This window comes from [Borrelia] finlandensis (assembly GCF_000181875.2).
Lineage (GTDB): Bacteria > Spirochaetota > Spirochaetia > Borreliales > Borreliaceae > Borreliella > Borreliella finlandensis.
Map to the genome: position 1 here is coordinate 17,027 of NC_012252.1, position 13,027 is coordinate 30,053.

Genomic DNA, 13,027 nt, shown 5'->3' on the forward strand with positions numbered 1-13,027 from the left:
CTTAAAGAATATCAATTCAAATAATAATTGTTTATCCAATATTTAATATTAATAATTGATTAAGTGAATATTAATAATAAAAAAAGGAATAACAATGAAAATTATCAACATATTATTTTGTTTATTTTTACTAATGCTAAACGGCTGTAATTCTAATGATACTAATACTAGCCAAACAAAAAGTAGACAAAAACGTGATTTAACCCAAAAATAAGAAGTACAACAAGAAAAACCAAAATCTAAAGAAGACCTGCTTAGAGAAAAGCTATTTGAAGACCAAAAAACACATCTTGACTGGTTAAAAGCCGCTTTAACTGATGCTGGAGAATTTGATAAATTTTTAGGATATGGTGAAGATAAAATAAAATCTGCACTTGATCATATAAAAAGTGAGCTTACTAGCTGTACTGGAGATAATGCAGAAAATCAAAAAACCACTTTCAAAGAGATAGTTAAAGGTGCCCTTAAAGGGGGTATAGATAATTTTGAAAATACTGCAAGTAGTACGTGCAAAAATTCATAATATATAGCAGCCCCCAAATAGGGGGCTTTAATATTGCTATGCTGCAAATATCTCATCAAACCGTTCATATTCTTTTAAGACACTAAAGAATATTAATGGACTAGGACCATAAGCAGTCCTCTTAAACGCCACAAACTTTTCAAAATCTTGTAAATCCTTTAATTTATTGTTTTTCTTGAAATAGTTTTTTATAATCTCCGCCCAATAGTTTATACTCTTAAAATCACTGTTTTTCTCAAAATACGAGATTAAATCAGATTCAATTTTCTTGATATCATCAACATTATTGGGGTCTATATTCTGAATAAAGCTTATTTTTTGAATAATTGAGTTTATATTATCTTTTGTTGTAGGGCTATTTACCCAATCTTTTATATTAGACAACGCTTCTTTAAAAACACTGTAATAATAAAACCTATCTTTTTTTTGTTCTTGATTAATGCCTCTTTTCTGGTTTTGAATAGTGTTATTTTTCTGAATTTGATTAATCTCTTGTTTTTGTTCCCTTTTTTGTTCTTGCTTTTGATTAACACTAACTTGCTTGTTAGACATAGAATTTACGTTTTCATAATTATTGTAAATAGGTGCTGCATCAGTATCCACTTCACTTTTTATATGAAGACATGCAACTAAAGCATACCTTTTGAAATAAGTAATAGCTGATCCAACCAGTTGTGGTACTGTATTTACAACATTTTTAGACCCGCTTTCATTGTTCCATTGTAAGTTTTCTGTAAGCATTGGTGTATCAAAAGAAAATTCATATCCAGTGCTTGGACTGTAAAATGTGGTCCTAATAACATGCTCTTTTTGACCATCTACAAATTTAGATATTGGATATTGCTCAAAATCAAGCTCTAAATTGTGCTTATAAATAACATTTTCAATTTCTTCTACTATTTCATTGAAATTCTGATATTTGTATCCATATCCTTTAAGACTTTTATCAATCCCTGGTAAATTCATTTTTAGGGTTTTCATATCTTTTCTGAAGCTTATTTTTGCTTGTATATTATTTTTTATATTTTCTTGATTTTTTTCTATGTTTGACATAATCGTCAACCTCCTTTCATTAGTTATAAATAACTATATAGCAAAAACTATTTTTGCCAACTTTTTTACAAAAATTTTTACAAAAAAAAGAAGTGGGACTTAACCAAACTCCTTTTACAAAGAATCTCATTAAGACCCCACTACATTCTGATTTTTTGGAAATTAACAAAATTAACGGTAGTTAAACATATAAAAATGTTTCACTACGATTACTTGTAGTATAGTCTAACTTAAACTTAAAATCAATTTGGGGTTATTACAAAAAATGAGGGCTTAGCTAGATTCTCTTTACCAAAGAACTAAGCTAAACCCTTACATTACATTTTTTGCAAATTACTAATAAAAGGTAGGTTAAACATATGAAAAAGTTTCCCTACGATATTTGTAGTATAGTCTAACTTAAACTTAAAATCAATTTATTTTCTATAATTTATAAAAAGTATATTTAATCAATAAAATTAATAGATTAGAATTTAATATTTTTTTTAGAAAAGTATTTACTTTTAAATCAAAATTATGCATTATAATATTAACAATTATTAATAACTAATAAAAGGAGAAACTTAAAATGAACAAAGTTTCAACCAATAAAAAAAGTCATAATTGCTACAATAAACACCAATACAAATTAATAGTTCTTATTTCAACACTAGAATATGTAAACAAAAAATATCCAAAATATACCCAAAGCAACATACTCTACTACTTTAATGAAAATCTAAAACGTAATGGTATGGCGCCCGTTAAATTAAAAACACTGCAAAATTATCTTTACGAATTAGAAAAAAAACTAAAAGTCACAACAAACTACTACAAACATATGGGGGTAAATTGTGGTACTGAAATTTACTATAAACTCAATTATCCAAAAAAAGAGTGTCACTATAAGATAAACAAATCCTTTTTAGGAAAAAAACATTCAAGATTCGGGAAAAGAGTTGAAATAGGCCTTAAAGAGAAATTTAATAAAAATGGGAGTGTAGATTTTAAGGAGTGTTTAAGTAATAAAAATAATAATATAAAAGAAGAAAAGAAAAAACAGATAGAAAAGTTTCAAATAATAAACTATTTCAATAAATGCAACTTTAAAAGTAAAGAAATTCTTCGAATTTTATTAAATTTAGATATTAGTAAAGATAAAAAAATTGAAATAATTAAAGCTTTAAAGAGATTTGAAATTAAAGCAATAAAAAGTAAAAATATACATTTTAACAAAAATTCTTTTAAAGAAAATCAAAATAAATTAAAAGAAACTTTAAAAAACACCAAAAAACAATTAGAAAAAAACGGATACAATGCCGAACAATTGGAAACAGAATTTAAAAAAATATATGAAAATTACAAAAATAAGCCGCATTTTATTATTGAACATCAAAAATATAACGATTTACGCAAAATAACTTTCAAATTAGAAAAATTGATTGAATTGAAAAAAGAAAATTCACAAAAAGATTATGAGCATATAAAGATAAATATTTTCAATATCCTTATTGAGCGATTGCAAAAACCGGCAAATATGGAAATTATAAAGCCAATTATAAAAACATATTTGAATAGCAAAAAGAAATTAGAATATAATAAAGTATTTGGTATATATCATGATGAATTATTAGAAATAATAAAAAATAAAAATAATTCTTTAATTTTAAAAAAAGTTGTATGAGAATTTAGTATGGAAAGTGCACCAGAACCTATAAAAAAAGGAAAATGTAAAGTTGAATGCCAAAATAAAGAACGATTTATTTTGGTTGAAAAAGAAAATGGTAAAGCAATGTACCATACAAAAATAATGATGGACGTTTATAAATTTGGAGTTTATGAGAATAAAAAAAAGAAAAAAAATGAATTTAGAGTGTCATTAAGGACCTTGTTTAATGGAGAAAGAATTGTTGAGGAAACACATTTATACCCCATTAAAGAAGGGGATAAATTTATTGGAATTTTTTACGGTTTTAGAAAACCAATAAAAAAAGCTATTGTAAAGTATCAATTAAAAGGAAATAGAAAATCTTATGGATTTGCACGGGCATATTATATGGAAGTTAGATTTAAAGCAGGTAGTGTTTTTTTTTACTTTAAGGGATTATACCGCTTGCTAGATAAAGAGAGAATGAATAACCACTACAACAAAATATTATTTAGTATGTTTACAGATTTAGAACAAAAAGTATATGAATTTTATGGAAAAAAATACCCAGAACAAGGACCACTAACAAAATGGATAATAAAAAACCTAAAGTAATAACAATCGCGTCAATTAAAGGAGGCGTTGGTAAAAGTACGAGTGCAATAATCTTAGCAACTCTATTATCAAAAAATAATAAAGTTCTGTTAATTGATATGGATACTCAAGCATCTATTACTAGTTATTTTTACGAAAAAATAGAAAAACTAGGTATTAATTTTACCAAATTTAATATTTATGAGATTTTAAAAGAAAATGTAGATATTGATAGTACTATTATAAATATAGACAATAATCTTGCTCTTATACCTAGCTATCTTACGTTACATAATTTTAGTGAAGATAAAATTGAATATAAAGATTTTTTGTTAAAAACCAGCTTGGGAACTTTGCGTTATAAATATGACTATATAGTAATTGATACAAATCCCAGTTTAGATGTTACATTAAAAAATGCACTTTTATGCAGCGATTATATAATAATTCCAATGACAGCTGAAAAGTGGGCAGTGGAAAGTTTGGATTTATTTAATTTTTTTGTAAGAAAATTAAATTTGTTTTTACCCATATTTTTAATAATAACAAGATTTAAAAAAAATAGAACACATAAAACATTGTTTGAAATGTTAAAAACAAAAGATGGGTTTTTAGGAATAATATCTGAAAGAGAAGACTTAAATAGACGAATAGCAGAAAATAATAATTTTGATTTAAATAAAGATTATATAAAAGAGTATGAAAATATTTTAGAAATTTTTTTAAAAAAATATAAAGTCTAATAATTAGACATTTTAAATGTAAAAGGAGTTTAAATTGAATATTAAGGTAAATAAAAGAGATTTAAGCGATAATGAAAATTATGTTATTACTGATAGTACATTAAATCATTATAATTCTTTAAAAGAAAAATTAAAAATTAATTCTAAAAAAGAAATTTATTGTAAGTTAGAAACTTTAAAAATTTTAAAAGAAATTAAAGATAATGAATATTATAAACTTGATGGGTATAAAAGTTTTGAAGCTTTTTCTAAAGATTATAGACTTGCAAGAGCACAGGTCTATAATTATTTAAAAATTGCTAATGCAATAGAAGATGGGATTATACAAGAAGAATTTCTAATAAAAAATGGCATACTGGAAACGTTAATTATATTAAGAAATAAAGAAAGCAAAACAATAAAAAAGTCAAAACAAAACTGGATAAAACCCCTGAGATTTCAGCTTAAAAAACAAGAAAGCTATGATTTTTATAAAAAACATGCCAAATTTACAAGTTTTATGATGGATGAGATTTTTGAAAATCAAAAGGATTTTCTTAATAAGCTTCTAAAAAAATATAAACAATTAAAAGGATAATAAGGAGATTGTATGAGCAATTTAGCGTATAGAACATACAATATAGAAAGTATAAAAAATGAATTTTTAAACATAGGGTTTAGTGAGGAGGCAATAGATTTTGTTTTTCTTCATAATGATAATTACAACTTTGAATATTTAAAAGAAAAATTGATTGATATAGAGAAGACTTTGCAAAAAAATATATCTAATTTGGATATTAAGATAGATAATGTAGAAAAAAATTTAAATACGAAGATAGATAGTGTAGAAAAAAATTTAAATATTAAGATAGATAGTTTAGATACTAAAATAGATAATGTAGAAAAAAATCTACAAAAGGATATATCTATTTTAAATACTAAGATAGATAATGTAAAAAACGAACTTAATACTAAGATAGATAATGTAAGTGCTAAGATAGATAGTGTAGAAAAAAATTTGCAAAAAGACATATCTATTTTAAATACTAAGATAGATAATGAAGTAAATAATTTGCGTAAAGATCTTAATATGGGGAACAGACTAGTACATTTTATGATACTTGCAGCGGCAATTTTTGGGCCAATTTTAAATGCTTTATTTATGAAATATTTACAATTCATTAAATAATGAAATAATTCATAATTTGATTTTTAAGTAACATTATTATAATGCTGATGAATATACTTAAAAAGTAACAGTTTATTTTTGATCTATTCTAAATTAGAACTTATTCAAACTTTTTGACAAAAGAATTTAAATAAGTTCTTTTATTGTAAAAAGACAAATTGATTTTAATTCTAAATTTTACTATGCTTAATTGTTGAAAAACTTTAAAAAAATAATTTTTTATAGTGAATTCAGCTAAGCTAAATCCACTATACTTTATTAAGTTCTTTAATAAGAGAATTTAATAAAGTTTTTATTTTGTTGTAAAAATTTTTGTAAAAAGTTGACAAAAGTGGTTTCTATAATATGGTAAATATTACATGATATGTTCGTTGTGTCGCATATATAAAACAAGGGCGCCATTTTGGTGGGATTTAACTAGTTCTTTAAGTAAAGAATTCAGTTAAATCCCACTTTTTGCAAAAATTCTTATAAAGAAATTGACAAAAAGGGTTTTTGATGCATTATATAATATAGCTATAAAGGATTGCTATTATTTTAAATAAACTCAATTTAGTGGGGTTTAGCTTAATTCTTTAAGTAGAGAATTTGGCTAAGCCCCCATTTTTTGCAAAAATTTTTGTAAAAAAGTTGGCAAAAATAGTTTTTGCTATATAGTTATTTATAACTAATGAAAGGAGGAAAACATGAACAATGTTTCAACAAACAACAATCAAGAAAATATTCAAAATGGAGTATCCAACATGATACATGCTGAGCAACAAAGTTTTATTGGATGTGAAATATTTGAGGAAAAGGCTCTTCCCATTAAAGAAAAAAGCAAATTAAGCAAGATAGGCAAAAAATTACCAGGAATAAGTAGTAAAGAGTGTTTTAGATTTAATCGTAATATTGATTTTAGTTTGCAAAGAAGCAAGCTAGATAAATATGGAGCTAGTGAAGTGGGGACTGTTGTAATTGGTGGCGCTGGTCTTAAAGACGTAATGATAAATAGTGTGCTTAAATATTTTGGCATGAGTTTGCCTTTTAAAGAGAATTTATACATGTTAAAAGGTAAAGAGTTGGAAAATTTAGGATTTAGAGAATTTGTTAAGGCGTATGGTGATAATATTGCCGTTTTGTATAAAAATAAATATGCCAACGGCGTTGACAAATATAATTATTTCAAAAAAATAGACAATTTTGAGCCTTTAGTAGGCTCAACAATTGATGGATGGTTTATGAATATTTATGGTGATATAGAGCTTTTAGAGATTAAGAGTAGTGATTCTACTTATATAAGTAGTGCTATTGAAGAGTACAATAAAAATGGCAATTTTTTAAGTAGTAAGTATTTTTTCAAATACTATGTGCAGGCGCAAATGCAACTAGCATGTACTGGACTTGAGTATTGTAATTTGTTCTTTTTAATAGACGCTGTACCAGTTAATTGTGAGATAAAGAGAAATGATTCTTTAATATCAAAAGTGCTTAATTTTGTTCTTAAATGTGAACGTGAAGTTTTCAATATAAGAACCGAAATTGTTAAAAACAATCAGGTTAAGTTATTAATATCCAACAATATTGATAATGATACGTTTAATAAGCTTGTTGAAGAGATTGAAGAGTTGGTAGTAAAGAGTGATTTTTATCAATCTGGAGTTGAGTTTAATTGGATAAATGAATTTGTAGAGTATGTTGAGTGTGTAGACCTTGAGATTAAAACCGAGCAGTCTGCTATAAATCTTGAGGAGAATCTTATTGAGATTAATAACTTAAAAGTAGAACTAAATAAAATTCAAAATGAAAACAAAAAAAGAGAAAAACCTATAAAAGATTTGCTCAAAATTAAAATTGATAAGATTATGGATGAATATCCACTAATTGATCATATGAATTACAGATTCAAACAATTTGTATTCAATTATGATCCTAAAAAAAGAGCAATAGCAGATAGATTTAAAGAACTTACACCAATAAATAATAAAGTCTTTGTGCCGAGCAATATGAGTAATATAGCATATGCAAATAGTGTCCCCTTTTGAATGGGGCACTAAAAATAAAAAAATTAAAAAAATTATTTAACATAGGAGGTTTAAAAAATGCTTATTAGTAAAATAAAACAAAACAATATGAGTTTACTCGGAGAAATACAGAGATGGGGATGCTATTTTTTATGCTTACATTATTATACAAGTGTGTTTAAGAATATTGAATTTAATGCTTTTGGCATAAATGTGGCTTATCGCAGATTTTTAGGACTTGGGTACATTAAAAGCAATTGTTTTATTATAAATCCATGTATGATACTAAATTACTACGGAATTAGAACTAGTGTGAGATATGAATCTTTTGGTTACTTTGCAGCTGCAAATGAATTTGAAATAAGTGAAGTTAAAATCACGGGGGTTAATGGATCTCACTTTATTGCTACAAAAGAGCAAGAAATATTATATGATTCACTTGATTTAAGGACTCGTGGAAAAATATTTAAAGTAACTTCAAAGCGAATATTTAAGCTTAAGTAGTTATACTACAGCTTTAAGCTATTTTTGGCGTATTTATAAGCTTGAATTTTGTTAGCAGAAGAGAGTCCGTAGATATTATCAATTTCATGGGTTGAAGAGTATTTCATAAGTTCTTTAATTTGAAAAGAATTATAACCATTGGCTTTTAAATTTGAAATAAATAAATTTCTGCATAAATGAAGTGATTTATTTACTTTAAATCCTGATTTTTTAAGAAGATTTTTGAATTTTCTAGAAATATTGATAATGCTAATTTGATTATCTTTAAACCTATGTTTGGTTTTTTGAAAAAGATAAGTACGCCGTGTATCGATATTTTTTTCTTCAAAATGATTCTTATGAGCTATTTGAATAGCGTCGTACTCTTTAGAGCTAATGACAATTTCTCTAATGCACGCGACACTTCTTTTTTTTGCCACATTCACTTTTATATTATAAAGAATTTCTCCAGTTTCGCTGGTTAGAGTAGTAATATCTTGCAATTTTACTTTTTGAATTTCAGTACCCCTACATCCACTTATTGAGAGTAGATGTACGAACCAGCCAGATATTGGATCAATTTGTTTTAATTGTTTTATACATTTTTCAATTAGTTTGCTAGTTTTTGGAGTTATATAAAACTTAGGGCTAGGTTTTAGATTTTCTTTTTTTGTTTTAGTTGAATTTTTTAGAGTATTTTTAAGAATTTTATTTTCATCTATAACTTTTAGATAATCTTTAAATATTTTGAGGAAAAAATCTGTATCACCTTTATTTAAATTAAGATAATTATTAATGTCCATAAAATCCTCTCCTTATAAGTGTTACTTTTAAATTAAGTAAAAGTAATAAAAATGTATAAAAATTGCAATTTATATTTTACCAAAAACTTAAAATTTTAGTCAAATTACAGTGCTTCTCATTGCATGCGGAATTTGGGATGTAGAGTGGCTGTAAAGAGTAGAAGTGGTAATTTTTAAGGGGGTCGGATAAGAAAGATAATATACTTTAACTGATATATAGCAAAGACTATGAAATTTAATTTGTATGTGTTTTGTAGTCTCTTGTAATGACCCGACCATTTGCAATGGAGAGATTTTCAAGAGTTGTTTAAAATTACATTCGAGTTTTGTTACTATGTAATCCAAAATTTAACAAAATTAATTATTTAAATCTTTAAAAAATTGTATATAATAGGTATTGCATTATCTTTGAGATTTATGGAGTAGGAGTAAATTATGAATAAAAAAATGTTTATTATTTGTGCAGTTTTTGTACTGATAAGTTCTTGTGGAAATTTTAGAAGTAGTTTAAGTGATCAGGGTGGCTTAAGTGGGCAAGCAAGTAGTGATACAATAAAATTCTCTGAATTTACTGTAAATATTAAAAACAAAAAAGACAATAATGGGGATTGGAGCAACTTAGGAACTTTGGTTATAAGAAAAGAAGAAGATGGCATTGAAACAGGTTTAAATGTTGGGGGACATTCAGCTACATTCTTTTCATTAGAAGAATCAGAGGTTAATAACTTTGTAAAAGCAATGACTGAAGGTGGAGCATTTAAAGTTAGCTTATATTATGGATATAAGAACGAAGAAAGTGTTACAAATGGTATCGAAAATAAACAGATAATAACAAAGATAGAAACTATTAATGGTTCTGAACATATTACATTTTTAGGAGATAAAACTAATAATGGTGCAGGATATAAAATTGCTAAATATGCAATATTATTAGAAGAGCTTAAGAAGAATTTAAAATAGAATAGAAATTCCAATTATAGGAGAAAATAATGATAATTATGAATAAAAAAATGTTTATTATTTGTGTTATTTTTGCACTGATAAGTTCTTGCAAAAATTATGCAAGTAGTGAAGATTTAAAACAAAATGTAAAAGAACAAGTTAAGGGATTGTTAAAAAAGGATTTAATGCAGAGTGACTATCCAAATAATATTCTATTTGATCTTAATCCGCTTCCAACATTGCCAGTTAATAGTCTTGACAACGCACCCATATTAAAAACAACACAAAATGGTGTTCACAAAGAAGATAAAGGCAAAGAAGATAAAGGCAAAGAAGATAAAGGCAAAGAAGATAAAGGCAAAGAAGATAAAGGCAAAGAAGATAAAGGTAAAGAAGATAAAGGTAAAGAAGATAAAGGCAAAGAAGAACAAGAAAGAGAAGAAGAATTTAAAAGAAGAAGAAGAGAGAAATATAAAGAAGATCAGAAAAAAATGGAAGAAAGAAAAAAACAACTGGAAAAAAGAAGAAAAGAAAGAGAAGAAGAATCAAAAGAAAATCCTCTTGAAAAAATAACTAGAAATAAAATTAAAGAAGCTGTATCTAAAATAGATATTATAATTAGAAACATTGATGACGTTGAAAGGGAGCAATATACGACTGGGAAAAGTGTTGAAGATAATGTTACTTATCCTATATATGATGATATTACTGATGCTAAAGACTCTATATATAGTATGTGGGGAGAAAGCATAGATGATACTAATATTTATAATTTATTTAAAAACTTAAGAAATGCTAGAAGTGATTTAAGAAGCAAAATAAAAAATGATGATGATATAAATAAAAATATTGTAAAAGTTAGTGATATTAAGGGTGATTTAGGGAACTTAAAAATTTATTTAGTAAAAATTAAAGAATATCTTGAAAATTCTGAAAAGGAAGAGCTAATCTTAAAGGCTATAAAATGTGGAACATTTAATGAAGATTGTTATTAGTTAAATGTTAATAATTAATATTTTAAAATTTACTTAGCCTCTAAAAAGCAGAGGCTAACTTTTTCTACTGTAACATTTAAAGTATAGACCAGCAATTAATAAGTGTTAATAAATTATTAAATTGCTTTACTATTTAGAGTAATAATTTGTTAGTTTTGTTACTTTGGGATAATACTTTTGAAAAAAGTGAAAAGATCTTTTGATGATTATGTGGTGTATTTTAGAGAAGGATCATTAAATGATAAAGAAATAGCATTTAGACTAGGAGTTTCTAGAGTAAATGTGTGGAGAATGAGGCAAAAATGGGAGAGTGGAGAGGGTTGTGTTAACGAGAACTCTAGAGTAACAATTAGTGAGGATACTTTTGAACACCTTGTAGCACAAACTTTTAGATCGGAAGTTAAAGCTAAAAAAGTTAAGGGAGAGCTAGATTTAGAGCGCTCTAATTTAGAATTAGGATTTATACGTGCGTTTAGGCAATATTCTAGTATTGAACTTTCTAATATGCTTTCAAAAGTAGACGATTTAAGATTTAAAATTGACTCTTTAGATAAAGAAAGTAATAAAAAAAGTGAAAAAGTTGTTAATGAAAAGATTAGTTCTTTAAAAAGCGAGCTTAATGATCTTATAAAAGAGTGTTCAATAAGAGAAATGGAGCTTTACTATGAATGTATGAAAAGACTTGCTGCTGCCCATGAAGTGGATAATAAAAGTAACTACAAAAATAGTAAAGGGTACAAGTGAACTTATATCAAACGAAACTTTTTACAACACTTCAAAAGCAATACAAAAATCAGTTTGGAGTTGATATATCACAATTTGTTAAGCCAGCAAACTCTGTAGTTAATTTTAATCAGTTTGAAGAAAAACATTTAACTGTTAAGCAAAAAAATGTTATCAAAAGAATTGAAAAAAATAATGAAAAGAAGATTATACTTAGTGGTGGTATAGCTAGTGGCAAAACGTATCTTGCATGTTATTTTTTTCTTAAAAGTTTACTTGAAAATAAAAAGCTGTATTCTAGTGATACTAATAATTTTATTATAGGCAATTCTCAGCGTTCAGTTGAAGTTAATGTTTTGGGGCAATTTGAAAAGCTATGTAAACTTCTCAATATTTCTTATGTTCCAAAGAATACAAATAATTCATATATATTCATTGATTCACTTCGTATTAATTTATATGGAGGGGATAAGGCAAGCGATTTTGAAAGGTTTAGGGGTAGTAATTCAGCACTTATTTTTGTTAATGAGGCTACTACTTTACACAAGCAAACTTTAGAGGAAGTTTTAAAAAGACTTAGGTGTGGACAAGAAACTATTATTTTTGATACTAATCCGGATCATCCAGAACATTATTTCAAAACTGATTATATTGATAATACGGCGACTTTTAAGACATATAAGTTTACAACTTATGATAATGTTCTTCTTAGTAAAGGATTTATCGAAACGCAAGAGAAACTCTATAAAGATATACCAACATATAAAGCAAGAGTTTTGTTAGGAGAGTGGATAGCAAGCACTGATTCAATTTTTACACAAATTAATATTATTCAAGATTATGTGTTTACTAGTCCAATAGCATATTTAGATCCAGCATTTAGTATTGGGGGAGACAACACTGCTTTATGTGTTATGGAGAGAGTTGATGATAAGTATTATGCTTTTGTATTTCAAGATCAACGACCAGCTAATGATCCTTATATTATGAATATGGTCAAAACTGTTTTAGAAAATTTCAATGTACATACACTTTATTTAGAAGATAGAGATAACACGAAAGGTGCTGGTGGATTGACTCGTGAATATATAATGCTTAGGAGCAATATGAGCCAATATTTTAGAATTGCGCCGGTTAAACCAAAGTCTAATAAGTTTGGTAGAATATCGACTTTAATTACACCTTTTACTTACAAAAAACTTTACATTGCAAAGTACAGCAGTTCTTCTGTATTTAATGATATCTATGCGTATAAAGGCGATAACAAAACCCATGATGATTCTCTTGATGCAATATCTGCTGCATATTTGATGTTGTCTTTAGGATATAAAGAGAAAAGTGTCCATTTTGGCAATCAAAGATTTTTGTAA

13 protein-coding genes and 1 pseudogene are annotated in these 13,027 nt (G+C 26.2%); 12 read left to right on the forward strand and 2 right to left on the reverse strand.

Annotation, left to right across the window (positions count from 1 at the left end; all coding sequences use genetic code 11):
- Window positions 1-94: 94 nt before the first annotated feature.
- Window positions 95-523, forward strand: a pseudogene (locus BSV1_RS07415) (Mlp family lipoprotein).
- Window positions 524-559: 36 nt separating this feature from the next.
- On the opposite strand, the gene BSV1_RS05015 reads toward BSV1_RS07415, so the two are convergent.
- The gene (locus tag BSV1_RS05015) at window positions 560-1,576 is read right to left on the reverse strand and encodes an ERF family protein (protein ID WP_012672714.1); all 1,017 of its coding nucleotides are present in this window, start codon (window positions 1,574-1,576) and stop codon (window positions 560-562) included.
- Window positions 1,577-2,144: 568 nt separating this feature from the next.
- Here BSV1_RS05015 and BSV1_RS05020 point away from each other — a divergent pair.
- From BSV1_RS05020 to BSV1_RS05050, 7 genes are all read left to right on the forward strand, one after another.
- Window positions 2,145-3,239 carry a plasmid maintenance protein gene (locus BSV1_RS05020; RefSeq protein ID WP_012672705.1) on the forward strand — a complete coding sequence of 365 codons (1,095 nt, stop codon included), beginning with the start codon at window positions 2,145-2,147 and terminating at the stop codon, window positions 3,237-3,239.
- 9 nt (window positions 3,240-3,248) lie between these two features.
- A complete protein-coding gene (locus BSV1_RS05025; RefSeq protein ID WP_012672720.1) occupies window positions 3,249-3,818 on the forward strand; it encodes a DUF226 domain-containing protein in 570 nt (189 codons plus the stop codon).
- Entirely contained in the window at window positions 3,794-4,540 is a 747-nt protein-coding gene (locus tag BSV1_RS05030) for a ParA family protein (RefSeq protein ID WP_012672713.1), read from the forward strand. Before BSV1_RS05025 ends, BSV1_RS05030 begins: the two co-directional genes overlap by 25 nt.
- 34 nt (window positions 4,541-4,574) lie before the next feature.
- Window positions 4,575-5,117, forward strand: a complete 543-nt coding sequence (locus BSV1_RS05035; protein ID WP_012672717.1) for a chromosome replication/partitioning protein — start codon at window positions 4,575-4,577, stop codon at window positions 5,115-5,117.
- Between the two features lie 12 nt (window positions 5,118-5,129).
- Window positions 5,130-5,708, forward strand: coding sequence for a Bdr family repetitive protein (bdr, locus tag BSV1_RS05040; RefSeq protein WP_012672704.1), 579 nt, complete (start codon window positions 5,130-5,132; stop codon window positions 5,706-5,708).
- Between the two features lie 686 nt (window positions 5,709-6,394).
- Entirely contained in the window at window positions 6,395-7,732 is a 1,338-nt protein-coding gene (locus BSV1_RS05045) for a DUF244 domain-containing protein (protein WP_012672703.1), read from the forward strand.
- A gap of 57 nt (window positions 7,733-7,789) precedes the next feature.
- Window positions 7,790-8,215 (forward strand): DUF261 domain-containing protein, encoded by a 426-nt coding sequence (locus BSV1_RS05050; RefSeq protein ID WP_012672715.1) that lies wholly within the window; start codon window positions 7,790-7,792, stop codon window positions 8,213-8,215.
- A 5-nt stretch (window positions 8,216-8,220) separates the two neighbouring features.
- Here the strand turns inward: BSV1_RS05050 and BSV1_RS05055 are convergent, their stop codons facing one another.
- The gene (locus BSV1_RS05055; RefSeq protein WP_012672719.1) at window positions 8,221-8,997 is read right to left on the reverse strand and encodes a tyrosine-type recombinase/integrase; all 777 of its coding nucleotides are present in this window, start codon (window positions 8,995-8,997) and stop codon (window positions 8,221-8,223) included.
- 435 nt (window positions 8,998-9,432) lie between these two features.
- Here BSV1_RS05055 and BSV1_RS05060 point away from each other — a divergent pair, with 435 nt between their 5' ends.
- The 4 genes from BSV1_RS05060 to BSV1_RS05075 all read left to right on the forward strand — a co-directional run bounded on the left by BSV1_RS05060 (window position 9,433) and on the right by BSV1_RS05075 (window position 13,027).
- On the forward strand, window positions 9,433-9,957 hold the full coding sequence (locus BSV1_RS05060) for an Erp family outer-surface lipoprotein (RefSeq protein ID WP_012672722.1): 525 nt from the start codon (window positions 9,433-9,435) through the stop codon (window positions 9,955-9,957).
- 38 nt (window positions 9,958-9,995) lie between these two features.
- Window positions 9,996-10,934 carry a hypothetical protein gene (locus tag BSV1_RS07055; protein WP_158309986.1) on the forward strand — a complete coding sequence of 313 codons (939 nt, stop codon included), beginning with the start codon at window positions 9,996-9,998 and terminating at the stop codon, window positions 10,932-10,934.
- Window positions 10,935-11,111: 177 nt separating this feature from the next.
- Window positions 11,112-11,678 (forward strand): DUF603 domain-containing protein, encoded by a 567-nt coding sequence (locus tag BSV1_RS05070; protein WP_012672712.1) that lies wholly within the window; start codon window positions 11,112-11,114, stop codon window positions 11,676-11,678.
- Window positions 11,675-13,027, forward strand: coding sequence for a PBSX family phage terminase large subunit (locus BSV1_RS05075; RefSeq protein WP_012672723.1), 1,353 nt, complete (start codon window positions 11,675-11,677; stop codon window positions 13,025-13,027). Before BSV1_RS05070 ends, BSV1_RS05075 begins: the two co-directional genes overlap by 4 nt.

What these genes read in the sequence shown, in the direction of transcription:
- BSV1_RS05015 (WP_012672714.1), bottom strand. Translation starts at nt 1,576, where the DNA reads ATGTCAAACATAGAAAAAAATCAAGAAAATATAAAAAATAATATACAA.
- BSV1_RS05020 (WP_012672705.1), top strand. Translation starts at nt 2,145, where the DNA reads ATGAACAAAGTTTCAACCAATAAAAAAAGTCATAATTGCTACAATAAA.
- BSV1_RS05025 (WP_012672720.1), top strand. Translation starts at nt 3,249, where the DNA reads ATGGAAAGTGCACCAGAACCTATAAAAAAAGGAAAATGTAAAGTTGAA.
- BSV1_RS05030 (WP_012672713.1), top strand. Translation starts at nt 3,794, where the DNA reads ATGGATAATAAAAAACCTAAAGTAATAACAATCGCGTCAATTAAAGGA.
- bdr (WP_012672704.1), top strand. Translation starts at nt 5,130, where the DNA reads ATGAGCAATTTAGCGTATAGAACATACAATATAGAAAGTATAAAAAAT.
- BSV1_RS05045 (WP_012672703.1), top strand. Translation starts at nt 6,395, where the DNA reads ATGAACAATGTTTCAACAAACAACAATCAAGAAAATATTCAAAATGGA.
- BSV1_RS05050 (WP_012672715.1), top strand. Translation starts at nt 7,790, where the DNA reads ATGCTTATTAGTAAAATAAAACAAAACAATATGAGTTTACTCGGAGAA.
- BSV1_RS05055 (WP_012672719.1), bottom strand. Translation starts at nt 8,997, where the DNA reads ATGGACATTAATAATTATCTTAATTTAAATAAAGGTGATACAGATTTT.
- BSV1_RS05060 (WP_012672722.1), top strand. Translation starts at nt 9,433, where the DNA reads ATGAATAAAAAAATGTTTATTATTTGTGCAGTTTTTGTACTGATAAGT.
- BSV1_RS07055 (WP_158309986.1), top strand. Translation starts at nt 9,996, where the DNA reads ATGAATAAAAAAATGTTTATTATTTGTGTTATTTTTGCACTGATAAGT.